The 23,371-nt window shown below is 67.5% G+C and carries 18 protein-coding genes and 1 pseudogene; 12 read left to right on the top strand and 7 right to left on the bottom strand.

Features of this window, described 5'->3' with window-relative positions:
* Positions 1-107: 107 nt before the first annotated feature.
* The 4 genes and pseudogenes from EDD92_RS20745 to EDD92_RS20730 form a co-directional block, all read right to left on the bottom strand.
* On the bottom strand, positions 108-971 hold the full coding sequence (locus EDD92_RS20745; RefSeq protein ID WP_123965706.1) for an oxidoreductase: 864 nt from the start codon (positions 969-971) through the stop codon (positions 108-110).
* A 304-nt stretch (positions 972-1,275) separates the two neighbouring features.
* A complete protein-coding gene (locus EDD92_RS20740) occupies positions 1,276-2,385 on the bottom strand; it encodes a hypothetical protein (RefSeq protein WP_123965705.1) in 1,110 nt (369 codons plus the stop codon).
* A gap of 13 nt (positions 2,386-2,398) precedes the next feature.
* Positions 2,399-3,757, bottom strand: coding sequence for an NAD(P)/FAD-dependent oxidoreductase (locus EDD92_RS20735; protein WP_123965704.1), 1,359 nt, complete (start codon positions 3,755-3,757; stop codon positions 2,399-2,401).
* Between the two features lie 546 nt (positions 3,758-4,303).
* A pseudogene (locus EDD92_RS20730) lies at positions 4,304-5,061 on the bottom strand (IS5 family transposase); the annotation flags it as partial.
* A gap of 345 nt (positions 5,062-5,406) precedes the next feature.
* On the opposite strand from EDD92_RS20730, the gene EDD92_RS20725 reads away from it, so the two are divergent.
* The 10 genes from EDD92_RS20725 (at position 5,407) to EDD92_RS20680 (ending at position 15,633) form a co-directional block, all read left to right on the top strand.
* Positions 5,407-5,916 carry a PhzA/PhzB family protein gene (locus EDD92_RS20725; protein WP_185124074.1) on the top strand — a complete coding sequence of 170 codons (510 nt, stop codon included), beginning with the start codon at positions 5,407-5,409 and terminating at the stop codon, positions 5,914-5,916.
* 47 nt (positions 5,917-5,963) lie between these two features.
* Positions 5,964-7,130, top strand: coding sequence for a 3-deoxy-7-phosphoheptulonate synthase (locus tag EDD92_RS20720; protein WP_221268263.1), 1,167 nt, complete (start codon positions 5,964-5,966; stop codon positions 7,128-7,130).
* A 24-nt stretch (positions 7,131-7,154) separates the two neighbouring features.
* Positions 7,155-7,778 carry an isochorismatase family protein gene (locus EDD92_RS20715; protein WP_123965702.1) on the top strand — a complete coding sequence of 208 codons (624 nt, stop codon included), beginning with the start codon at positions 7,155-7,157 and terminating at the stop codon, positions 7,776-7,778.
* Complete coding sequence (locus tag EDD92_RS20710) at positions 7,775-9,646, top strand: anthranilate synthase family protein (protein WP_123965701.1); 1,872 nt, start codon at positions 7,775-7,777, stop codon at positions 9,644-9,646. Before EDD92_RS20715 ends, EDD92_RS20710 begins: the two co-directional genes overlap by 4 nt.
* A complete protein-coding gene (locus EDD92_RS20705; RefSeq protein ID WP_123965700.1) occupies positions 9,643-9,996 on the top strand; it encodes a hypothetical protein in 354 nt (117 codons plus the stop codon). The genes EDD92_RS20710 and EDD92_RS20705 overlap by 4 nt, the downstream gene beginning before the upstream one ends.
* Positions 9,996-10,829 (top strand): PhzF family phenazine biosynthesis protein, encoded by an 834-nt coding sequence (locus EDD92_RS20700; RefSeq protein WP_123965699.1) that lies wholly within the window; start codon positions 9,996-9,998, stop codon positions 10,827-10,829. The genes EDD92_RS20705 and EDD92_RS20700 overlap by 1 nt, the downstream gene beginning before the upstream one ends.
* Before the next feature lie 13 nt (positions 10,830-10,842).
* The gene (gene phzG / locus EDD92_RS20695; RefSeq protein ID WP_123965698.1) at positions 10,843-11,484 is read left to right on the top strand and encodes a phenazine biosynthesis FMN-dependent oxidase PhzG; all 642 of its coding nucleotides are present in this window, start codon (positions 10,843-10,845) and stop codon (positions 11,482-11,484) included.
* A gap of 107 nt (positions 11,485-11,591) precedes the next feature.
* Positions 11,592-12,692 (top strand): AMP-binding protein, encoded by a 1,101-nt coding sequence (locus tag EDD92_RS20690; RefSeq protein WP_123965697.1) that lies wholly within the window; start codon positions 11,592-11,594, stop codon positions 12,690-12,692.
* On the top strand, positions 12,692-14,056 hold the full coding sequence (locus EDD92_RS20685) for an aldehyde dehydrogenase family protein (RefSeq protein WP_123965696.1): 1,365 nt from the start codon (positions 12,692-12,694) through the stop codon (positions 14,054-14,056). Before EDD92_RS20690 ends, EDD92_RS20685 begins: the two co-directional genes overlap by 1 nt.
* Before the next feature lie 59 nt (positions 14,057-14,115).
* Entirely contained in the window at positions 14,116-15,633 is a 1,518-nt protein-coding gene (locus EDD92_RS20680; RefSeq protein ID WP_123965695.1) for a GMC family oxidoreductase, read from the top strand.
* A 263-nt stretch (positions 15,634-15,896) separates the two neighbouring features.
* On the opposite strand, the gene EDD92_RS20675 is transcribed toward EDD92_RS20680, so the two are convergent.
* The 3 genes from EDD92_RS20675 to EDD92_RS20665 all read right to left on the bottom strand — a co-directional run bounded on the left by EDD92_RS20675 (position 15,897) and on the right by EDD92_RS20665 (position 20,714).
* Positions 15,897-16,877: an Lrp/AsnC family transcriptional regulator gene (locus EDD92_RS20675; RefSeq protein ID WP_260326633.1), complete on the bottom strand. Its 981-nt coding sequence runs from the start codon at positions 16,875-16,877 to the stop codon at positions 15,897-15,899.
* A gap of 682 nt (positions 16,878-17,559) precedes the next feature.
* Positions 17,560-19,272, bottom strand: a complete 1,713-nt coding sequence (locus tag EDD92_RS20670; RefSeq protein ID WP_123965693.1) for an IclR family transcriptional regulator C-terminal domain-containing protein — start codon at positions 19,270-19,272, stop codon at positions 17,560-17,562.
* A 155-nt stretch (positions 19,273-19,427) separates the two neighbouring features.
* Positions 19,428-20,714 carry a M6 family metalloprotease domain-containing protein gene (locus EDD92_RS20665; RefSeq protein WP_123965692.1) on the bottom strand — a complete coding sequence of 429 codons (1,287 nt, stop codon included), beginning with the start codon at positions 20,712-20,714 and terminating at the stop codon, positions 19,428-19,430.
* A gap of 256 nt (positions 20,715-20,970) precedes the next feature.
* Here EDD92_RS20665 and EDD92_RS20660 point away from each other — a divergent pair, with 256 nt between their 5' ends.
* Entirely contained in the window at positions 20,971-21,660 is a 690-nt protein-coding gene (locus EDD92_RS20660; RefSeq protein WP_123965691.1) for a TetR/AcrR family transcriptional regulator, read from the top strand.
* A gap of 128 nt (positions 21,661-21,788) precedes the next feature.
* Positions 21,789-23,333, top strand: coding sequence for an MFS transporter (locus EDD92_RS20655; protein ID WP_123965690.1), 1,545 nt, complete (start codon positions 21,789-21,791; stop codon positions 23,331-23,333).
* Positions 23,334-23,371: the final 38 nt, after the last annotated feature.

Below are 23,371 nucleotides of genomic sequence, written 5' to 3'. Positions count from 1 at the left end.
GCGGCGTTTATCACGCAAGATTGACGGACTCGTTCCACCGGCGACCCTCTGGGTGGTGGATGTTCACGCTCACCCCATGCCCTGCGCCGGAATCAGGGCCCACGGGGTCACTGCCCGATGGTGTTGAGTTCGGCGATCGCCTCGTCGGGCAGTTGCAGGTCAGCAGCGGCGATGTTCTCCCGCAGGTGAGCGACGCGGGAGGTGCCGGGGATCAGCACCGTCGACGGCGAGCGCTGCAGCAGCCAGGCGAGCGCCACCTGCTGCTCGGAGGCGCCAAGGCGGCGGGCGACGCCGCGCAGGGTCCGTGACCGCAGTGGGTCGAATCCGCCGCCAAGGGGGAAGAACGCGGCGTAGGCGATGTTCTCCTCGGCGCAGCGATCGACGAGGTCGTCGTCGGCGCGGTCGACCAGGTTGTACCGGTTCTGCACGGTGACCACGGGGGCGATGGCCTGGGCCTGGGTGAGCTGGGCGTCGGTGATCCCGCTGAGGCCGAGGTGACGGATCAGGCCCTGCTCACGCAGGCCGGCCAAGGTGCCGAACGGCTCGGCGACGGAGGACCCGTCACCGTGGAATGCGGCCGTGCGCAGGTTGACCACGTCCAGGGTCTCCAGGCCGAGGTGCTGGAGATTCTCGTAGACCTGGGCCTTGAGGTCGGCGGGGTCCAGGGAGGTGATCCAGCCGCCGGTGGCGCTGCGGCGGACGCCGACCTTGGTGACGATGTGCAGACCGGCCGGGTAGGGGTGCAGGGCCTCCTTGATCAGTTCATTGACGACAGTCGGCCCGTAGAAGTCACTGGTGTCGATGTGGGTGATGCCGGACTCGACCGCTGCGCGCAGCACGGCGATCGCCTGAGTGCGATCCTTGGGCGGTCCGAAGACACCGGGACCGGTCAGCTGCATCGCGCCGTATCCCATCCGAGTGATGCTCAGGTCGTCGGCGAGGGTTAACGTCTGCAGGGCGGGGTTACTCATCGGCAGGCCTCTCGGGTCTGTTCGCGGCATCGTTGCGGATCGCTCGGCGCGTCCATCGGGCAAGTTTCCATATGTGCGGTGGAGGCAGGGACGCAGTCGGGTGGCCAGGGGCGTGAGCCCCTGGCCACCCGACTGGTGGAAGACGAGCGGGCCTGCACGTCACCGCCGCTTCCTTGGCTGCACTCGACGGGAGTTCAGCCGAGGAAGCTCGCCGTGAGGTACGGCGAGCACCCCGCCCGATGCATTCACGGCCGCGCCCGAACCTCCTGATGCAGCATGCAGATACGAGCGGCACACCGGCGGTTCATGCGACGGACGCTGCCGGATTGTTCCCGACAGCCGCCTTGGCGGTGTCATCCTGCGGGGAATTTCGGACCGTCGCAAAGTTGAACGCCTTGTCGCGAATGGTGATTGTCCACGAGAGTCCAGACCTCTCGCCCACGGTAAGTCCCAACACGATGAGCGGCATATGCCACTCGTACTTCACGAGCGTGCCTTGGTCCGCATGGGCGTCCGAGCCGTCGTGCGCCGACACATTGCCGTAGTTGTTGACGGCAAAGACGTCTGGCGTGGCAATCATCTTCCCGATTCTGGCCTGGCCGGCTTCAATGAAGTCTTCTCGCCGCTCGACGCGAGACAGCAGGTCCATCTGCCGCTGCTCCTCGGCGCGATAGTAGTCACGGATCTGGATTCCCGTGCTTTGCTCGATTACGCTTCGCGGCACCGTCAGAAACTGAAGCGAGTTGCCAAGGGGCAGCTTCGGCGAGTAAAGACTGTTCTTGAGGACGAACATGTTCGCGCTGTCGCGGTCAAGAAAATCCACCCTCATTTTTTCCAAAAAGGGTCCGATCTTGACCGGCGAGTCAGAGCCTTCGGAGAACGTTACGGGGAGGTCTTTGCTCGCGCCGGAGGGCGAAGTCTCAGCGGGCGGCAAGAAGTCTGCCAGCTCATCAGCCCGGATCCCCAGCTCTGCGAGGCCTTCGGTGATCTGGAAGCCGTCCTGCCGAGTCTTCAGGGTCCTCATCAGCGCCTGGTGGAATCGGAAGGTCTTGTATCCGTCTTGCAGCGGAAACGGCACGCACGTAAAGATGCCCTGCAGGTGCGGGTCGGAGCGGTACGTGACGGAAGCGAGCAGAAAGCTGTCGTAGTAGCTTTCGTACTTTTCCGCAAGGAGTGCTTGGAAGGACGAGAGGGGGAAATCCTCAGGAGTGTCGAAGGTCAGCTCCACCAGATGGCACTTGGAGAAGAGCGGATTCCCCCGAAAGAAGTGCGTCATGGCCTCCTCGAACTCGGTGAGATCGAAGGCCCTGTCAACCTTGTACGTTGAGAGCGCCGGAAAGAACTGTGACGCATCAATGAACGGGAAGGTGGTCAGGGAGAGCCGAAGGACTTTGTCGGCGATGGAGAGGGGCATTTGGTTACCTCCATTAGCTGGTGTGTGCCGGGAAGCGCCGCCGGCGATTTCTCGTAAAAACGCGCCACATGATGCCCGGGGTGCACAATGCTGTCGGCGGTTCAAGCAAGTACTGGACTTTCAGGAATTTCTCGGTCACGACCATGTCCGTTTCGGCTGCGGCGAGCACCTCGTCCATGTAGGAGTTGATGAGCCGCACGGGAAGTGGCCTCGGGCCTTCGATCTGAGGTAGGGCCAGGTCACTGCCGGTCGCCATCTTCCAGGCGACGCCGATGGGTTTGGCGGCCTTTCGGAAGAATCGCTGGCCGACCTGATCCAGGTCACCACTCAGCGAGTCACGCAGCGCCATTGCCTGGAGCGAGGCCACCGTCATTCCCTGGGCGTAGATGGGGTTGAAGCTGGATATCGCATCGCCCACCACCAGCAGCCTGCGCGGGAATCGGGTCAGCTTCTCATAGCGACGGCGCACGCTCGCCGGGAACCGGTGCGCGGAAATCTCGCTGAGCGGTTCGGCGTCGCGGATCGCCGCGAAGACGTGTTCGGGAACCAACGGCCTGGCGAACTCCACCCACCCGGCCGGGTCGGTCGGCGGATGGTGGTCGCGGTAACCGATCAGCGTCAGGACCCAGCGGCCGTCCTCTTCCTCCAGGAATTCCGCGCCCTTGGGGCTCCCCGGTGCATGCCCGATGATCACGACCTTCTCACGGCCCATCGAACCAGGGACCGGCCGCAGATACCGGCTGGTGTACATGATGTCGACGTCGATACGCTCCTCGAGCGGCGGCTCGTATCCCATCTCGACCAGCCACTTGGTGGTCCGTCCGGACCGGCCGGTCGCGTCCACCACCAGATCGGCGGGGATCACATCCTCAGAGCCGCTGCCCACGTACCTGACACACACACCGGTGACAGCGCTCTTGTCCGAGGTGGTCTCGAGGCCGGTGACCTGGCACTCGTCGATGAGCTTGATCTTCGCAAGATCCCCGATCCGGGCGCGGAGCCGACTCTCCAAATGCGGCCGGCTCGGCTGGTAGGTGCGGGACAGATCGGCGTACTCGCCGTCCATGCACAACAAGTGCCCGCCCAAGCTCATCCGCAGCTCGGCAGGTCCGTCGATGACGGGCGCGCCACCGGCAACGAAGTCGTCGAGTATCCCGGGGAACAGCTCCTCGAAGATCTTCGCACCCTTGGAGAGCAGGCCATGAGCGTGGCGGCCCTGCGGCACACCTCGCCGCTGAGTCCGCTGCCCCTCCGGCAGCTGGTCACGCTCTACCACCGTTACCCGGTCGAATGCCTCGGAGAGCACCCGGGCGGCAAGTAGACCCGAGATACTCGCTCCCAGCACCACCGCATGTTCACCGATACGCTTCACTGGAATTCCTTCTGGTCGGGCAAATGTCTTGTGTGGGATATGTCATGCAAGATATGGGTGATCGCGGCCGATGCTCGGGCGATGGTTTCCGGAATCCCTCGATATGGAAATCGTCGAGGTGTGCGGTGCGCAGCGCACCGTGAACATAAGTGCCCCATAGGTTTGGCCACCGCACGTGGCGCGGTATTGGCCTGTTCGTTCCATCGAGCGCGGCCCGCGTGGCCGAAATTCACGTCGGATGCGAGGCTCCAGCGCACTTCCGACTGCCAGGCCGGCGACACGTGTCCGGGCACGGTGCCGGTCCGGAGCTCCGGGCTGCCGGTAGTAGTAGTCGCGGGCGTCCCTCATATACGCCGGCGTCCCTCATATAGGGGACAGGAGTGCAGGCCGGCGGGCGGGCCACTCCCGGACGGTCGACTGGCCGTCGCCCTGAGCCCCGATCGGTGGATCGGGGCTCAGGCCTCGTAACACGATCATGGTGTCGGCTTGTTGATCCTTCGCCAGTAGATGAGGGCGCCATGCGAGTGAGGCGAGTGAGGCGGATGAGGCGAGTGGGACGAGTGAGTCGTGGAGGTTGAGGCGTACTTCCCAGCGGGTGGCGACGCGCTTGAACCGGTGGAGAGGGGCGAAGGTCCGCTCGATGAGTAGCGGGGCTTGCCGAGGCCGGGATGTCGGGCTCGCCTCAACGGGAGATGACAGGCAGGACCCGATGCCGGGTCAGCTCGCGTCGGACGTGCCGACTGTCGTCACCCTTGTCACCGGGAAGGAACTCGGGCCGCTTGCATGGCCGCCCGGTCGGCCGGCCGCGGACGGGACGCCGTCGACCAGGGCGGGTGCCTGGGTGATGTCGGGGACGTTGCCGCCGGTCGTGATCACTTTCAGCGGCGTGCCGCTGCCGTCGCGGATCAAGTGGTGTTAGCTGCCCGACTTGCCGCGATCGACCGGCGACGGATCAACCCCGGCACCCCCCTTGTCGCCCGCACGTGGGAGGAGTCCACGCAGGCGCGCGTCCAGTCGATCCGCCGGGCCGCGGTCAACTCCGCGAGCAGTGTCCGGTGGACCTGGTCGAACACTCCCGCTTCCGTCCACCGGCACAGCCGGCGCCAGCAGGTCTGCCCCGAGCCGAAGCCCAGTTCAGGCGGCAACTGCTGCCACGTGATGCCCGTGAACAGCACGAACAGGATCCCTTGCAGGCACAGCCGGTCGCCCACCGGTCGCGGTCCCGGGGAGCGCTCCGGCCACGGCGGCAGGACCGGCTCGATCAGCGCCCACAGCTCGTCATCGACCGTCCACGGTGCACTCACACCACCACAACGGACGAATCGTCACACCGGACACGGCCCACCAGCCCACAGCCACAAGATCGTGTCACGAGTGCTCAGGCAGAGTCGCGCCCGCCATGGAGCAGATCCTTCAGACGGTGATACCGGCTGGAATTTTTCGGGCAGACAGCGGTGATCGGCTTCCCGAACCAGCCAGGGTGTGAACAAGATTCCGCCCTACCCGCCGTGCGCGGGATGGGGGGTTCAACAGAAATCTCATGAACCAATGCATGATTGTGCCCTTTCGGCGTCGTCATGACTGGTTGTTTCTGCCTGCCCTTGTGCGCGCGGTGATCCCGCTTTACTTCGGCACTACAGGAAGAGCCAATGGTCGACATCACCGGCACCGCTGAAACCACCGATACGTTTTCGAGGTCCCACAGCGACGCGGAACTGCGAGCGAGCAACCGTGCGATTGTGGAGCAGTACATGAATACCCGCGGGCAGGATCGCCTGCGTCGGCACCTTCTGTTCACCGAAGACGGCACCGGTGGTCTCTGGACGACCGAAACTGGGCAGCCGATCGTCATCACGGGCAGAGACCGACTGGGAGACCACGGCCAATGGTCGCTCAAGTGCTTCCCCGACTGGGTCTGGACGAACATCGAGATCTTCGACACGCAGGACCCCAACCAGTTTTGGGTCGAATGCGACGGTGAGGGAACGATCCGCTTCCCCGACTATCCCGACGGCCACTACCGCAATCACTTCCTGCACTCCTTCCTGTTCGAGAACGGGAAGATCAAGCGTCAGCGCGAATTCATGAACCCCTGCCAGCAGTTCAGGGCTCTGGGCATCGCCGTCCCTGAGGTCAAGCGGGCCGACATACCGACCTGAACGCCGTTCGCCGGGCGTCTTCTTATCAATCAATGGAGAAGGTCGTTTTGGGAAACATCCTTGCCGACATCGATAGGGCTCAGGCGCGCCATCAGCCCGAATGGGACAATCCCTCACAGGTCGAGCTCGTACGAGCGATGCTGTCATCCGTCACACCGCTGGTGACCGCGGCGCAGGTAGAGAACCTCCGCTCCCACCTGGCCCGCGTCGCCACCGGCGAGATGCAGGTGCTACAGGCCGGGGATTGTGCGGAGGACCCAGCCGAGTGCACCGCTGGGCACATTCAAGGCAAGACCGGGCTCATCGATCTGCTCGCCCAGAACCTGGAGACCGCCACCGGCAAGCAGACGCTGCGGGTCGGGCGGATCGCAGGGCAGTTCTCCAAGCCCCGCTCCAGCCAGGTCGAAAAACTCGGCGAGGACGAACTGCCGTCCTTCTTCGGGCACATGATCAACGGGCCGGAGCCCACCCACGAGAGCAGGCGTCCCGACCCACTGCGCATGCTCACGGGCTACATGGCGGCGCGGGAGATCACGACGCAGCTCGGGTGGGTCGGGTCAGCACCTCGGCTGGACGGGCCTTTCGTCTGGACCAGCCATGAAGCGCTGCTCCTGGACTATGAGATGTCGATGCTCCGAGAGCTCGACGGCGGTCGGCACTTGCTCGGCTCCACCCACTGGCCGTGGATCGGCGAGCGGACCCGGCAGATCGACGGCCCGCACGTCGCACTGCTCGCCCAGGTGGCCAACCCGGTCGCCTGCAAGGTCGGCCCGTCAATGACCGCCGGCGAGATCGTCGAGCTGTGCGACCGGTTGGACCCGGAGCGGGAGCCGGGCCGGCTTTCACTCATCGTGCGCATGGGCGCCGACCTCGTCGCTGACAGGCTGCCCCGGCTCGTCGAGGCTGTGCAGTCGGCCGGGCACCCGGTGATCTGGCTCAGCGACCCGATGCACGGGAACACCGATTGCGCGGCTGACGGCACCAAGTACCGGCTCGTGGAAACCGTCGCCCGGGAAGTCCGCGGCTTCCGGCGGGTCCTGGACCTGGCGGGGGTTCCGGCCGGGGGGCTTCACCTCGAGGCGACCCCCGACGACGTGACCGAGTGCGTGCTGGACACGGCCGAGCTGGGGTCGGGCCCCGTCACCAGCCTGTGTGATCCGCGACTCAACACCCCCCAGGCCATCAAGGTGGTCTCGGCGTGGTCCGAGTACTGAGATTCCAAGAGAGGGAGCCTTGTGATGACGGGAATACCGCCGATCGCGCCTTACGGACTGCCGCTGAGGGATGCGCTGCCGGAAAACACCGTGCGCTGGACCGTCGACCCGGATCGGGCGGTGCTCCTCATCCACGACATGCAGAGCTATTTCCTCAAGCCCTTTGAGGACGCCATGCGCAGCGAGTTGGTGAGTAACATCGCCGACCTCAAGAAGCGCTGCGGTGCGCTGGGGGTGCCGGTGGCGTACACCGCCCAGCCCGGCGGGATGACGGACCGGCAACGTGGGCTCCTGAAGGACTTCTGGGGCCCCGGCATGCGCACTGACGAGACCGAACGCGCGGTCGTTCCCGAAATCGAACCCGACGCGGACGACTGGGTGAGCACGAAATGGCGCTACAGCGCGTTCTTCGGGTCGGAGCTGCTGCAGCGCATGCGCGAGCTACGGCGTGACCAGCTGATCATTTGCGGGGTCTACGCGCACATCGGTGTGCTGTCGACAGCTTTGGAGGCGTTCTCCAACGACATCCAGCCCTTCCTGGTCGCCGACGCGCTCGGCGACTTCTCCGAAGACCGCCACAAGATGACCCTCGAATACGCGGCACGGTGCTGCGCCATGGTGGTCCGAACCGAGGACGTGCTCGCATGAGCGCCTTGCTTGAGCAGGTTCTTGCGTTGGACCTGCCCGCCTTCGCGATCATCCACCGTCCCGAAAGCGGCTCCCCCGGCACGCTGGACGTCCTGACCGGTCAGGTGACCGAGTACAAGTCGCTGGACGACATCCCGTTGGCCGACGACTCCGGGCCGGGTCCCGCGCTCGACACGCTGGTGCTCGTCCCCTACCGGCAGCTGGCCGATCGCGGCTTCGCCGCGCGGGACGACGCCACGCCCCTGCTCGCGATGAGCCTCACCGCTCGCGACACAGTGCCGGTCGCCGAAGCGCTCGCCGGCTTCCCGCAGGTCCCGACGGAATTGGCCGACGGACACTTCGACGTGGACGACGACGCCTATGCGCAGATGGTGCGCCAGATCGTCACCGAGGAGATCGGCACCGGCGAGGGTGCCAACTTCGTGATGAAGCGCTCGTTCGTCGCGGACATCGGCGACTACTCGCTGACCAGCGCCCTGTCGTTCTTCCGGCGGCTGTTGGAGCGCGAGGAGAAGGCCTACTGGACCTTCATCATCCACACCGGCCGCAACACTCTCGTCGGTGCGACACCGGAGCGCCACGTCTCGCTCGTCGGCGGCACGGCCGTCATGAACCCGATCAGCGGCACGTACCGGTATCCGTCCGGCGGCCCCACCTTGCAGGGGGTCATGGAGTTCCTCGCCGACACCAAGGAGACCGACGAGCTCTACATGGTCCTCGACGAGGAACTGAAGATGATGGCCCGGCTGTGCGATGACGGGGGGCGCGTCCATGGGCCGTACCTGAAGGAAATGGCGCGGCTCGCGCACACCGAATACCTGATCGAAGGCAGGACCAGCCGCGATGTGCGCGAGGTCCTGCACGAGACGATGTTCGCGCCGACCGTCACCGGAAGCCCGCTGGAGAGCGCCGCCAAGGTCATCTCGCGCTACGAGCCGAAAGGACGCGGCTACTACAGCGGGGTCGCCGCACTGATCGGACGGGACGCGGCCGGACAGCAGACACTTGACTCGGCGATCTTGATCCGGACGGCCGACATCGATCCCGGCGGCCGGATGAACATTTCCGTGGGGGCCACACTGGTGCGCCACTCCGACCCGATGGCTGAGGCCGCCGAGACCCACAGCAAGCTGGCGACCCTGCTCAACGCGCTCAAGTCCGACCGTTCATCCGGCTACGCGGCCAACCCGGAGGTCCGCGCCGCCCTGGAGCGCCGCAACGAGGGGATCGCGGACTTCTGGCTCCGGGACAAGGACAAGGATGACCGCCCGTCGGCCGGGGCCTCGCTGGACGGCATGACGGCACTGGTCGTGGACGCGGAGGACACCTTCACCGCGATGCTCGACCAGCAGTTGCGGTCACTGGGGTTGTCCGTGGAGGTCCGCTGCTTCGACGAGCCGTACGACGTGGCGGCCTACGACCTGACGGTCTTCGGTCCCGGTCCGGGAGATCCGCGGATGACCTCCCACCCCAAGATCGCCAAGCTGCGGCAGTCGATCGACACCGCGCTGGCGAGTCGCCGGCCGATGCTGGCCGTGTGCCTGAGCCATCAGGTGCTCAGCACGAAGCTCGGCTTCGAGCTGCACCGCCGCGAGGTACCCAACCAGGGCGTACAGCGTGAGATCGAACTGTTCGGCGTGCCCGAACGAGTGGGCTTCTACAACACGTTCGCCGCGCACAGCGCGGTGAGCGAGCGAACCGTCGAAGGGATCGGCGTGGTCGAGGTGAGCCGAGACCAGGAGACCGGCGAGGTGAACGCGCTCCGCGGGCCGGGCTTCGCCTCGATGCAGTTCCACGCCGAGTCGGTGCTCACCGTCGACGGCCCGCGCATCATCAGCGAGGCGATACAGGGGGTGCTCGGCCGATGAGAGTGGATGTCGTCTGGTGGGACCTGGCCAGGTCCCACCAGACCGTCGAATCGCTGGAGAAGGATCTTCGTGACGGCTCCGTCGAGCCGTGGCACGAGGTCAAGGGACTGCGCCTGAAGCTGTGGATCGCCGACCGTGAACGCGGCCGTTGGGGCGCGGTCATGTGGTGGGACTCGGACGTTCCGGCGGATCAGCAGCTGCCCCCCAACCGGGCGGCCGAGCTGATCGGGTACGCACCCGACCACCGCGCAAGCTTCGACGTCGCAGCGGTGGCCGAGGGGATCGACTCGCTCGGCCTCGCCTTCTCCGCCGGACCCTCGGTACCGGCACAAGCCCTGGAGCGCGGGTAATGCACCGATACATGGTCGTAGACGCTTTTGCCAGCGAGCCCCTGCTGGGCAACCCGGTCGCCGTCTTCTTCGACAGCGAGGATCTGACCGGTGAGACGATGCAACGCCTCGCGAAGGAGATGAACCTCTCCGAGGTCACCTTCGTGCTGCCGGCCGAGCAGGACGGCGACGCACGGATCAGGATCTTCACCCCGGTGAACGAACTGCCGTTCGCCGGGCACCCGATGCTCGGTACAGCCTTCGCGCTCGGTCGGACCTGGGGACGCGACAGGCTGCTGCTGGAGACCGCGATGGGTGCCATCCCCTTCGAGCTGGGCACCCGCGACGGCGCCGCGTGGGTCCAGATGGAGCAGCCGGTTCCCAGTTCGAAGCCCTACGATCTCGCCACGGAGCTCCTGGCCGCACTCGGGGTCGGGTCATCGACGGCCCCGGTCGAGATCTACCACAACGGGCCGCGTCACGTTTTCGTGGGCTTGAGCGACGTTGAGGCGCTTTCCGCTCTCCACCCGGATCACCGGGCCCTCTCGCGCTTCCCCGACATGGCCGCCAACTGCTTCGCCAAGGCGGACGGGGGTTGGCGGACGCGGATGTTCTCCCCCGCCTACGGCGTGGTCGAGGACGCGGCGACCGGTTCCGCTGCCGGGCCTCTGGCGATTCACCTGGCCAGACACGGGTTCGCCGAGTACGGGCAGGAGATCAAAATCACCCAGGGAGTGGAAATGGGACGCCCGTCGGTCATGAGGGCGACCGCCGAAGGGGTCGGCGAGTCAATCAGCTCGGTCCGCGTCGGCGGGCACGCCGTCATGGTTGCCGAGGGAACAATCAATGTCTAGCGGGGGGCCTTCCATGGACGCCAGTGGATACGAGTCCCTCAGCGGGAAGGTCGGCCTCCCCTTCCCCGAGTACGACAAGCCGCCGGCGGAGCCTCTCCAGCTGGTGCGCAGCTGGCTTTCCCAGGCACGGGAAATCGGAGTCCGCGAGCCCACCGCGCTGGCGCTGGCCACTGCGGACTCCCGCGGCCGCGCCTCCAACCGGGTGGTCGCCATCATCGATGTCACCGACCTCGGTCTGGTGTTCAGCAGCCACAGCTGCAGCCAGAAAGGACGTGAAATCGCTGCTACGGGGTGGGCGTCGGGTTTGCTGTACTGGCGAGAGACCGGTCAGCAGATCATCGTCTCCGGTCCGGTCGAGCTGCTGCCCGACGCCGAGTCGGACGCCCTGTGGTCCGCCCGGCCGATTCCGTTGCACGCCATGTCGACGGTCACCGAGCAGAGCGAGCCGCTGGAGGACGTCGAGGCTCTGCGCGCCAGGGCACGCAGCCTGGAACTGACCGGGCAGCCCCAGCCACGGCCGGAGTTCTTCGTCGGCTACCGGCTGCAGCCCGACGTCGTCGAATTCTGGTCCGCGAGCTCGGACCGGCTGCACCGCAGGCTGCGCTATGACCGCGACTCGCTCGACGAGTGGCGTACGAGCCGGCTGCAACCGTAGGCCCCGCTCCTTCGACAAACCCTCCTGGCGCTCACCGCCTTTCACGGCTACGGCGGCATCGTCGTCGTGCCCGGACACACCCGACCCTTTCCATGAGGAAGAGACAAATGCCTCTTACCGCAGACCAGATCCTGGATCTTCCGTTCGACGTCCAGCCCGATCCGGACGAGTTCATCCGCGCCGCCATGGAGTGGCACTTCAATCCCGAGACCGGCTGCAAGTTCTGGCTGGACCGAGCCGCTACTCTCGGCTTCGATCCGCGAGCCGATGTCAAGACGCACCAGGACCTCCGGCACTTCCCGAACGTGGCCGCGGAGCTTCGTGACGTCCGTGGCGAGGACCTGATTCCCAGGGGATACGGAAACCAGCCCGACGTGGTCGGGTTCTTCGAAAGCGGCGGCACCACCGGCGCTCCGAAGCGGGTCGTTCTGATGCGGGACTGGCTTCACCGCATGGTGAGCTGGAGCAACGCGAACCTGGACCGCCACGGTGTGCCGCGCGGAGGGAACTGGCTGGGAATCATCCCGACCGGGCCGCACGTCGTGGGCACGCTGTTCCGGCAGCACGCCGTGACGCACGGCCGCCACGGCTTCACGATCGACCTCGATCCGCGCTGGGTGAAGCGGCTCATCGCCGACGGTCAGTTCGGGCAGGTCGACGCCTACGGCCAGCACCTCATCGACCAGGCCGCCGAGGTCCTGCGGACGCAGGACATCGGCCTGCTCACCATCACGCCCCCGCTGCTGGAACGGCTGGCCAGGGACGAGAAGCTGGTTGCCCTGGTGAACGAGCGGGTGAAGTGCATCAGGTGGGGAGGCACTCAGATGGACGCCGACTCCCGGCACCTCTTCAAGACCGAGGTGTTCCCCGAGGTCGCGCTGTGCGGCGAGTACGGAAGCACGATGATCATCGGGGTCGCGGGCGAGCGGGCCGGGATCTCCGCCGACGATCCGTGTGTCTTCGACTCGTTCTCCCCCTACGTGACCTTCACGGTCGTCGATCCGAAGAGCCTTGAGCCGGTGCCCTACGGAGAGCGGGGCCGGGTGCTGGTCAACCACGTCAGCAAGTCCTTCCTGCTGCCCAGCAACCTGGAACGTGACCTCGCCACTCGGATTCCTCAGGTGAACGGCCTGGTCGGGGACTCGGTCGCCGACATCTCCACGGTCGCGGTCTTCGAGGACGAGGACGTCATCGAGGGGGTTTACTGATGATCGACCTGCCCGCGCTCGGTGCAACGGGTGCCTACCGCTCCAGGAACATACAGACGGTCACCGATGTGGCAGGCACGGCCCTCGCGGAACTGAGCCTCGTGCCGCCGTTGTACGTCAACCGCACCATGGCGGCGCTGCGCCGCAGCAGCATCATGCCGGCCGACGAACGGGCCGACGCGATGATCCGTGCGGCCAAGCTCTTCGCGACCGCGACGATCGACGGCCTGACCGCCGAGGAGTACCAACACGCTGTCAGCAGGGTCGGTGGCGTCCCGATCTCCTCCGTCGTCACGGCGACCACGACGGTCGCCGAGCGGGTGGCGAAGGCTCATGCGAGCGTTCAGTACGCACGCCCGCGGGGGGCGGTCGACAACTGGCGCGATCCACTGACGCGGACCGGGCGTTCGGTGTGGACCCGGCGCGGAGACGTGTTCGCCGTGCACGCCGCGGGCAACCACCCCGGCACCCACAGCATCTGGCCGGAGGCACTGGCGCTGGGCTACCGCGTCGCGGTCCGCCCGTCGAGCCGCGATCCCTTCACCCCGAACCGGCTCGTGGCGGCACTGCGGAGCGCGGGATTCACGGACGACCAGGTGGTGCTCCTGCCCACCGACCACGCCGGTGCCGACGCCATCCTGCACGGCGCCGACCTGGGGATGGTGTACGGCGGCGAAGAGGTGACCCGCAAGTACGGCGAGGCCGCGACGGTGCTGCCGCAGGGGCCGGGTCGGTCGAAGATCCTCATCACGGCCGACGTGGACTGGCGCGACCACCTGGACGTGATCGTCTCATCCGTGAGCGGCCACGGCGGGACGGGATGCGTGAACACGACAGCCGTCTTCGTGGAGGGCGACCCGACTCCCCTCGCCGAGGCGGTCGCGGCGCGGTTGTCCGCCGCGACCCCCTTGCCGCCCGAGGACGACAAGGCCGTACTCCCCGTACAGCCGGTCGCGGTCGCCAAGGCGATCGAAACGCATCTGCTCAAGAAGGCGGCGGGCGCCCGGCCCTGGCTCGGCGGCGACGGCATCGTGGGCGAACTCGGGGACGGGAGCGCCGCGTTGATGCCGGCCGTCCACCAACTCGACGATCCGGCCGCTCCGCAGGCAGGCGTGGAACTGCCGTTCCCTTGCGTGTGGATCGCGCCGTGGACACCCGAGGCCGGTACGGAGCCGTTGAAGAACACGCTCGTGCTCAACGCGATGACCCACGACACCCAGCTCATCGACCGCCTGCTCGACGAGCCGACCATCAGCAACCTGTACCTGGGAAGCCAGCACACCCACTGGATGGATCCCTCGGTACCGCACGATGGCTACCTGGCCGACTTCCTCATGCGGAACAAGGGTGTCATCCGGAACTGAAAGTGGGTTCGCCACCGGGACGCTCCCTCCCACTCCAACGAGATCGAAAGGGCCATACCTTGTCCCACTCCGTCGAACCGGCCGACGCTCTGATCGTCGGCGGCGGGTCCGCCGGCGCAGTGCTCGCCGCGCGCCTGAGCGAGAACCCCGCCCGGCGCGTCGTGCTGCTCGAGGCCGGGCCGGACTACGGCGCCACCCAGTTCCCCGACGCGCTGCTCGACGCCAACCGCATCGCCGATCTCGATCACGACTGGGGATACACCTCGCGGGGCGGGCGACTGACCCCCTCGATGGTCGCCCTGCGCGGCAAGGTGATGGGCGGGAGTTCCGCCGTCAACGCCGGCGCCGCCCTCCGTGCCCGCGCCCGCGACTTCGCCCGCTGGGCCGAGAACGGGCTCGACGACTGGAGCTTCGCCGACGTCCTGCCGTACTTCCGCGCCCTGGAAAACACCCCCACCGGCGAGGACGAGTTTCACGGGCGAAGCGGGCCGATGCCCGTGCGCCAACTGACCGACTCCGAGCTGACCCCCGCGCATCGTGGCTTCATCGACGCCGCAGTCGCCCTTGGCCACAAGCGGATCACCGACTTCAACGGTGCCGAGCAGGACGGCGTCGGAGCCTTCGCGGTCAACGTCCTCGATGGGATCCGACAGAACACCGCACTGGTCTACCTCACCGCTGAGGTGCGCGCTCGCCCGAACCTCACGGTGCACGGTGCCGTCACCGTCGACCGGGTCCTGTTCCGCGCTGGCAGTGCGACCGGAGTGGTCACCGCCGACGGGACCGTGCACCATGCCGACGAGGTGATCCTCTCTGCCGGGACCTACGGAAGCGCGGCGATCCTGCTGCGCTCCGGCATCGGCCCCGCCGGCGAACTGGCGTCGCTCGGCATCGAGCCCCTCGCCGACCTACCCGTCGGACAACACCTGCAAGACCACCCTTTCTGCCCCGCGGTCCATGCACTCGCCCCGGGGCGAGGGGAGATGGCTCCGGCCCTCGGCGCACTGCTGTGGACCGCCTCCAGCGAGGCCGCGGAGGGTGAACTCGACCTGAACGTCGTCGCCGTGCATCCCAACGGGGCTCCGTTCATGCCCGCCGGCGGCGTCATCGCCCTGTCCACGGCTCTTGTGCTCCCCGAGGCGGAGGGCACGGTGCGCCTCGCCAGCCGCGATCCGCTTGCCCAGCCCTTGATCGACCACAACTACCTCGGCACCGAGCGTGACCGCCGACGCATGCTCGAAGGCGTACGCATTGCCCGTGATCTGGCCCGTGGCCCGGCACTCGCGCCGTCGCTCGCCGGGCTTCTGATGCCGCGCGAACTGCCCGACGACGCCGAGGAACTGACGCGGGTGATCGAATCCAGCCTCTCCATCTACGGTCACCCCACCTCCACCGCGCCCATGGGTGCCGCCGACTCGCCTCAGGCCGTCGTCGACTCCCGCGGAGCCGTGCACGGAATCGCCGCCCTGCGTGTCGTGGACGCCTCGATCATTCCGTACGTGCCTTCCAGCGTCACCAACCTCACCACGATCATGATCGCCGAACGCATCGCCCACCTCGTCTACAACCACGCATGACTCTGGGCTGCCGAGAGGCCGGCCACTCACCTTGATGATTGCGGGGCCGAGCCCCGGGCGCCGCGTTCCTGCACGTCGCCGCCGCTTCCTCTGGCTGAACTCGGCGGGAGTTCAGCCAGGGAAGACCGGCTCCGGGCGTGGCGAGCGCCGCATCCGACGGGTGCGGTGGTTCAGCGCACTTCACGCAGGCCAGGCCACGTCATCAGCTTTCGCACCCTGCTGAAACCCTGGGTTGATCGACTGATGGAGGCTCCGAACCCGCGTCAGGCTGAATTGCTCCGTCTGGGGCTGCTTTGCAGGAACGGACTGCAGGTTTTCAGAGTCCTCTGGACAGGACTTGTTTCGAGCATGCGGATGGAGTCCAGCGCGCTGAGCCTGTCCGCCAGGTAGGCATGCAGTTCACTGGGACTCTTGCACAGGACGAGGGCCACCAGGTTGGTCGGGCCGGTGGTAGAGGCCAGGAAGGCCAGTTCCCTGTGCTGGACCAGGGTGCTCGCTACCTGGTTCAGGTGCGCGGGGGCGACAGACATCCACAGCAGGGCTTGCGTGGTGATGCCGTATACCTCCGCACTGATCTCGACGTCGAAGGTGAGCATGCCGCTGGCCTGCAAAGCAGCGAGTCGGCGCGTAATGGTCGAGGAAGACTGGCCGGTCTCGGCGGCGAGGTCCGTGTAGCTGATGCGGCCGTTGTTCTGCAACGCATCCAGCACGTGCCAGTCCGCCTGGGTCAGGGATGAGCGGAGCTTGGGCTCGTCGGCGTCATCTGACGAGTCGAGTGCTCGGCGTAGGTGTTCCTGCTGCTCGTTGGTGAGAGCGGTAGTGTGCCCCTGCCATGCGGTGGGACCGCCTAAATAGGTATGCAGCAGGCGGTGCGCCGACACCTCGGCGATGTTGGCCACACGAGGGATCTCGCGGAACAACAGCGTATGGTGCGCCGCGGAGTTCATGACGAAGCATATTTCGGTCCCCCCGGACACGAGCCGCACCCAGGTGGTGTCGTCCCGCCGAGCCAGGCTGTACGCGACACTCTGAGCGGTGTTCGGGCTGGCCGTGAGCCTCAGAATCCACTTCCCACCTGACGGTTGCCGCGGGTTCACCACCCCGACAACGCGAAGCGCCAGCTCGCTGCTCAGCCGCCCGTAGCGACGGGCGACTGTTTGCGTGGAGACGCCCAGAACCTCGGCGATCCGGCTGAACGGCGCCCGACCGTCGATACGCAGGGCGTGAATGATGCAGTGGTCCAATTCATCGACTGTGGGGACCATTGGCTCAGAAAAGTCCCCCACCACTGGCCGTTTAGGGCCATGGACGCTCAGCAAGGCTTGCTCAGCAAGGTTTGCGGCATTAGTTCCCCCCGGATAGCCACTGGATTCCCCCGGATTAGCCTAGGACAGGACCTCGTCAATGGACTTGGCTGTCGGCGACGGCGTTTTTCATCACCAGGGCCCCCGCGAGTTCCGTTCCATGGTGATGTCAGCCAGTTATCGAGATCGGTCATGCTTTGCCGCCTTGGCGCGCCGGCATAGGGTCACAATCGTGGTTCAAGGAATGCGTGTTCGGTATTACCGGCCTGCCGGCTGCGAGACCCAGCGGCCTGGCATTCCAAGCGGTCAAAGTCAAACGATTCAGCAATATCGCATGCAGCCGCAGCCACTACACCAGCCCCCCGACCAGCTCCTGAACCACTACGGATCATGACCATCACCACGAAGTGGATGTCAATAGGCCACTAGTTCCCGTCTCCGGGCGAGTGTACAGGTTCTCGCTCTTCCTGGGTATGGCGATCCGTCACAGGGCACCCGTAGCAGGGCCCATGGAGTGAGCCAAAGATCTATGCAAGCGATTACTGCTGCGGTGAGGCGGTCATGACCACCGGTCGGCATTAAGAAGCCGTTGTCGTACCGAACTTGAGCGGTTTGTGTGGGCTCAGGTCAACGGTACTCGGGTGAAGCGGCCCGCCACATGGAGGTCCTGTTCGATGCGGGCCGCTGTGGCTCGGAGCTGGGGCAGGATGTCCCGCTCGCACTCCTCGGGCGTGTGGCGGGCCGCGTGCATGGCCACGTTCAGGGCGGCGACCGCTCGGCCCGTGCGGTCGCGGACCGGGACTGCGATCGAGCGGAGGCCCTCCTCGAGTTCCTCGTCCACCAGGGCGTGGCCCTGGGACCGGACCTCGGTGAGGAGGCGGGCGAGGGCCTCCGGGTCGGTCAGGGTGCGGGGGGTGAGGGGGAGGAGAAGGGTGGGGAGGGGGCGGTCCGCCGGGGGGAGGTCCGACAGCAGTACGCGGCCCATTGACGTCGCGTAGGCCGGCAGTCGTGTGCCCACCGTGATGTTCACGCTCATGATGCGGCTCGTGGCGACTCGGGCCGTGTACTGGATCTCGTCGCCCGACAGCACGGCCAGGGACGTCGACTCGTGGACCCTCTGGGCCAGTTCGGCCATGTGCGGGGCCGCGATCTCGGGGAGGGACGTGCGGGAGAGGGGCGGGAAGCCGAGGGACAGGACGCGTGGGGTCAGCGCGAAGGTGCGGTCCTGTGCGTGGACCAGACCGAGGTGCTCGTATGTGATCAGGGCTCGGCGTGCCGTCGCCCGGGCCAGGCCCGTCGCCTTTGCCACCTCTGTCAGGGTCAGGGCGGCGCGGCCCTCACCGAAGGCCGTCAGGACCGTCAGGCCGCGTGCCAGGGACTCGACGAACTCCCTGCCCAGTTCCTGCTTCGAGGCGCCGGTCCAGGTCGCGAGGCCGGAGGGCGCGGCGGACGGCTGAGGCGGCGGCACCTCGCGCAGGTCGTCCTCCATCGCCCGTACCGCCGTCCGCAGCCGGGGGAGCAGGGTGTCGCGCAGGTCCGCCGCGGTGTGCCGGCTGGTGTGGCTCACCACGTTCGCCGCGCAGGCGATACGGCCGGTGCGGGGGTCCCGTACGGGGACGGACACCGCGACCAGGCCCGGTTCGATCAGCTGGTCGTCCAAGGCCCAGCTGTTCGCGGCCGATTCGGCCACGCGCTGCTCGAAGTCCTCGTCGGGGGCGGCGTGTTGGAGTGGTGGTACGTCCGGGAAGAGCGTTCCGTCCGGGTCCGCCGCCCTGCGCCGCCGCCATTCCCGCCAGTCGTTCTGCGTCCACTCCGTTGCGAACAGGGAACCCGGCGCGGTGCGTTCGGCCGGCAGCAGGTCGCCGATGCGGAAGCTGAGGGACATCGCGCGGCGGCGGGTGGCCTGGTGGATGAAGCGGATGCCGTCGCGGTCGGCGACCGCCAGGGACACGGATTCGTCGAGTTCGTCGGCGAGGGCGTCGGCGCGTGCGTCCAGCAGGGCGGGCAGCCGCAGGGCGGAGAGGTAGGCGTTGCCCAGTTCCATCAGACGGGGGGTCAGGATCACGTCCCGGCCGTCGAGGCGGACGTATCCCATCCGGGCGAGGGTGGCGGTGATCCGGTCGACCGTGGAGCGGGCGAGGCCCGTGGTCCGCTCCAGGGCGCTCGGGCTCAGCGTCCCGCCGGCCTCGGTCAGCCGTCGCAGCACGGCGACCCCACGGATGAGCGGCGCGACCGCCTCGGCCGGTACGCCGGAAGAGCCGGCCGGTACGGCGGCAGAAGCGGTCCGTACGGCGGGAGAAGCGGCGTCGGCGTCCATCGTGGGCTTCGCGGGCATCGGGTCTCCGGTACGGCGGTCGGGGCACGCCTACCGTAATGCGGAGAAGCGGCACCTTCACTCCGGGCTTCTCGCCTGGTCACTCCGGGCGCCTCACCGGATCACTGCGGGCGCCTCATCAGTCCACTGCGGGCTGCTCGTCCACCGCTGGCCGCTCACCGCCGGGTCACCAGCACCCGGTAGCTGCGGGAGCTTCCGGAGCCGGCCGTCCCCGCCACCGTGATCCGGATCCCCCGCTTCGGGTCCTTGAAGACCTCGCCCGGGGTGAAGGGCGCGTCCGAGAGTTCCGCGTGGACGTTGGGGCTGCGGGTGCAGCCGCCGCTGTCGCGCCGGGAGTCGTAGACCTTCACCGGTCCCATGCCGGTGTCCACGCTTGCGTCCACCTTGTAGATCAGTACGCCCGGGCGGCACACGGCCTCGTCGTTGCCCGCGCGGACGCGTACCTCCACGGCGTACCCGGTGCGGCTGCTGAGCGGTACGAAGACCATCTTCGGGCCGCCCGCGCGCTCCAGGGCCGTCAGCGTGTGCTCCGTGGTGCCGTGCCGCGAGGCGCAGCTGACCTGGGACGGGTCCAGCCAGCCGAGCTTCCACTTGTGCCAGCCGAGCAGGTCGTTGTTGGCCCCCCAGTCCTCGCTCATGATGTCCCAGTGCCCGACCGCACCGCCGCCCGCCTGGGTGTAGAGGTCGGGCAGGCCGAAGACATGGCCGTTCTCGTGCGGCAGCACCCGGTAGCCGGTCCTGCCGTAGGAGCCGGAGCCGTCGTCCTGGCGGGAGTAGACGAAGGAGGCGTTGGCGACGGGGACGCCGTCGGCGACCGGCGCCTCCGTGTTGCCGGCGAAGGTCACCGACAGGACCGTGTCCAGGGCGGACGGGCCGGCGTTCGGCGTGACCAGCACGTTCAGGAAGTCGTACTCCTGGAAGTTCACCTTGGGGTCGGCGGCGCTCACGATGTCCTGGACGAGCTCGCGGTAGCCGGAGTCGAAGGGGGCGCCGCGCTCTATGCCGTACGCCTTGAACGGCTTCGGCATGCGGAGCCAGTGCCGGACGGGGGTCTCGGGGCGGTAGTCCAGACGGCCGTAGGAGGCGATGCGGAACCACTGGCGGGTCTTCGGGAAGAACTCGTGGAAGCGGTCGAGGGCGTTGCCGGGGCCGGGTGCGTCGGAGAAGTCGACCATCAGGGTCAGGGCGCGGACGGTGCCCGTGGAGCGGGAGTAGCCGGTGCCGGTCGGGACGCCCTCCGACAGCTGGATGGCGTGACCGCCTCTGATCATGCAGGGGTCGAGCACGGCGCTGCGGGCCGGGGCGATCGGGCCCGCCCCGGCCGTCGTGGACCGCGCCGTCAGATGTCCGGTGCCGGCCGAGGTGCTGACCGCGAAGGTCAGGGCGGTCACGGACGCGAGGGCGGCCGCGCGGCGCGGACGTATCCGACGGCTCAGCTGCATGCACGCGTCCTTCGTCCATGGCAGCCGGCGGCATCGGACTGCGCCCTTTCGATCACCCTGATTCGGGGGCTGCGTGGGCGCGCGCTGGAGGAGCCCGAACGTGGGTTTCGGCGAGAGGCGGGCGGCGAGAGGCGAGACGGGTGGTGATGTGACTCAGGTCACATCAAATCTCTCCGTCAACCTGAAATAAGCGGGGAGCGTCTCCCCGTTTAGTCACGTGTACGAGCGAAACGGGGACCGACTCCCCGGATCGCGGATGTCAGACCAGCCACCCGAGGAGTCCGCCGTGACCGCCACGACGACCGCGAAGCCCCCGCAGCGCAAGGTGGCCCGGCCGCGCGCCGACGCCCTGCGCAACCGGGAGCGGATCGTCGCCGCCGCCCGGGAGATGTTCACCGAGTTCGGCCCCGAGGTGCCGCTCGACGAGATCGCCCGCCGGGCCGGCGTGGGCAATGCCACGGTGTACCGCAACTTCCCCGACCGCGACGCACTCGTCCGCGAGGTCGTCTGCTCCGTCATGGACCGGACGTCGGAGGCGGCCGAGCATGCGCTCGCCGAGACCGGGGACGCCTTCGAGGCGCTCGAGCGCTTTGTGCACACCGCCGCCGACGAGCGGATCAGCGCGCTGTGCCCGATGGTCCAGAGCACCTTCGACAAGAACCATCCCGATCTCGAAGCGGCCCGTGAGCGGGTCGAGCAGACCGTCAAGGAGCTGATGGACCGCGCCAAGGAGGCCGGCCAGCTCCGCCCCGACGTCGCCGTCGGGGACCTCATGATCGTCGTGGCGCAGCTCAGCCGGCCCCCGGCCGGCACCGACTGCCTCGTCAACGACCGCTTCGTACACCGCCATCTGCAGCTGTTCCTGGACGGACTGCGGGCCCCGGCCCGCTCGGTCCTGCCGGGCGCACCCGTGACCGTGGAGGATCTGCGCCGGCCCTGCGATTAGTTCCGCACACCAGACCAGTCACTAGAACCGAACACCGATTCACAGGCCGTCGCCGGAAGCCCGTAGACGAGCCGTCCCCGTAAGACGCCTTTTTTCCGTCACGAAAAAGTCCCGAAGTGGGTATCCCCATGTCTGCAACAGCCTCAAAGGCTCCAGGCGCCGTCGAGAACACCGGCGACGCCAATCGCTGGAAAGCGCTCGTCTTCATAGCGCTCGCCCAGCTGATGGTCGTGCTCGACGCGACCATCGTGAACATCGCCCTGCCGTCCGCCCAGACCGACCTGGGCATCTCGGACGGCAACCGGCAGTGGGTCGTCACGGCCTACGCCCTCGCCTTCGGCGGTCTGCTCCTGTTCGGCGGCCGGATCGCCGACCTGTGGGGCCGCAAGCGTGCCTTCGTCGTCGGTCTCGTCGGCTTCGCCGCCGCCTCCGCGCTCGGCGGTGCAGCGACCTCCGGCGCCATGATGTTCGGCGCCCGTGCCCTGCAGGGCGTCTTCGGTGCCCTGCTCGCGCCCGCCGCGCTCTCCCTGCTCGCCGTGATGTTCACGGACGCCAAGGAGCGCGCCAAGGCGTTCGGCATCTACGGTGCGATCGCCGGTGGCGGTGGCGCCGTCGGCTTCATACTCGGCGGCGTGCTCACCGAGTACATGGACTGGCGCTGGACGTTCTTCGTCAACATCCCGTTCGCCATCGTGGCCGCGCTGGGCGCGTACTTCGTCATCCGTGAGCCGGAGGGCGGCCGCAACCGCAACCCGCTCGACATCCCGGGCGTCCTGCTCTCCACCCTCGGCCTGGTCTCGCTGGTCTACGGCTTCACCCGCGCCGAGTCCGACGGCTGGGGCGACACCACGACCGTCTCCCTGTTCGTCGCGTCCGCGCTCCTGCTGATCGCGTTCGTCATCACCGAGACCAGGGTCAAGGCCCCGCTGCTGCCCCTGCGCGTGGTCACCGACCGCAACCGCGGCGGCATCTACCTCTCCCTCGGCATCGCCATCATCGCGATGTTCGGCACGTTCCTCTTCCTGACCTACTACCTGCAGGTCATCAAGGGCTACTCGCCGATCAACACCGGCTTTGCCTTCCTGCCGATGATCGCGGGCATGATGATCGGCTCGACCCAGATCGGCACCCGTCTGATGACCCGGGTCCCGGCGCGGATGCTGATGGGCCCCGGTTTCCTGGTCGCCGCGATCGGCATGCTGCTGCTGACGCGGCTGGAGATCGGCTCGTCGTACGCCTCGACGGTCCTGCCGGCGATGCTGCTGCTCGGTCTCGGCATGGGTACGGCGTTCATGCCCGCCATGTCCCTGGCCACCCTGGGCGTCGAGCCCCGTGACGCCGGTGTCGCCTCCGCGATGGTCAACACCTCGCAGCAGGTGGGCGGCGCGATCGGTACGGCCCTGCTGAACACGATCGCCGCCTCCGCGACGACGTCGTACATCAAGGACCACATCGCCGGCGCGACCTCCAAGTCGCAGGCGCAGCTGGTCCAGATGCAGGGCGCGGTGCACGGCTACACCAACGCGATCTGGTTCGCCGTCGGCATGCTGGTGCTCGCCGCCGCGATCGTCGTGACCTTCGTGAACGCCGGCCGCCCGGACACCTCCGTCGTGACCGGCTCCGGTTCCGGCGAGGTCGAGGACGAGCTGGCCGTCCCGGTGGTCGCCCACTGACGGCGGCCGTCCGGCCGTACCCCTTCGGAACCATCCGT

The organism is Streptomyces sp. TLI_185 (assembly GCF_003814765.1).
Classification (GTDB): domain Bacteria; phylum Actinomycetota; class Actinomycetes; order Streptomycetales; family Streptomycetaceae; genus Streptomyces.
The sequence above is the reverse complement of the archived record's forward strand: the minus strand, read 5'-3'. Positions and strand labels throughout refer to the sequence as shown.

Excerpts from the sequence above, each read along its gene's own strand:
- EDD92_RS20745 (WP_123965706.1), bottom strand. The coding sequence starts at position 971 with ATGAGTAACCCCGCCCTGCAGACGTTAACCCTCGCCGACGACCTGAGC.
- EDD92_RS20740 (WP_123965705.1), bottom strand. The coding sequence starts at position 2,385 with ATGCCCCTCTCCATCGCCGACAAAGTCCTTCGGCTCTCCCTGACCACC.
- EDD92_RS20725 (WP_185124074.1), top strand. The coding sequence starts at position 5,407 with ATGGTCGACATCACCGGCACCGCTGAAACCACCGATACGTTTTCGAGG.
- EDD92_RS20715 (WP_123965702.1), top strand. The coding sequence starts at position 7,155 with ATGACGGGAATACCGCCGATCGCGCCTTACGGACTGCCGCTGAGGGAT.
- EDD92_RS20710 (WP_123965701.1), top strand. The coding sequence starts at position 7,775 with ATGAGCGCCTTGCTTGAGCAGGTTCTTGCGTTGGACCTGCCCGCCTTC.
- EDD92_RS20705 (WP_123965700.1), top strand. The coding sequence starts at position 9,643 with ATGAGAGTGGATGTCGTCTGGTGGGACCTGGCCAGGTCCCACCAGACC.
- EDD92_RS20700 (WP_123965699.1), top strand. The coding sequence starts at position 9,996 with ATGCACCGATACATGGTCGTAGACGCTTTTGCCAGCGAGCCCCTGCTG.
- phzG (WP_123965698.1), top strand. The coding sequence starts at position 10,843 with ATGGACGCCAGTGGATACGAGTCCCTCAGCGGGAAGGTCGGCCTCCCC.
- EDD92_RS20690 (WP_123965697.1), top strand. The coding sequence starts at position 11,592 with ATGCCTCTTACCGCAGACCAGATCCTGGATCTTCCGTTCGACGTCCAG.
- EDD92_RS20685 (WP_123965696.1), top strand. The coding sequence starts at position 12,692 with ATGATCGACCTGCCCGCGCTCGGTGCAACGGGTGCCTACCGCTCCAGG.
- EDD92_RS20670 (WP_123965693.1), bottom strand. The coding sequence starts at position 19,272 with ATGCCCGCGAAGCCCACGATGGACGCCGACGCCGCTTCTCCCGCCGTA.
- EDD92_RS20665 (WP_123965692.1), bottom strand. The coding sequence starts at position 20,714 with ATGCAGCTGAGCCGTCGGATACGTCCGCGCCGCGCGGCCGCCCTCGCG.
- EDD92_RS20660 (WP_123965691.1), top strand. The coding sequence starts at position 20,971 with ATGTCAGACCAGCCACCCGAGGAGTCCGCCGTGACCGCCACGACGACC.
- EDD92_RS20655 (WP_123965690.1), top strand. The coding sequence starts at position 21,789 with ATGTCTGCAACAGCCTCAAAGGCTCCAGGCGCCGTCGAGAACACCGGC.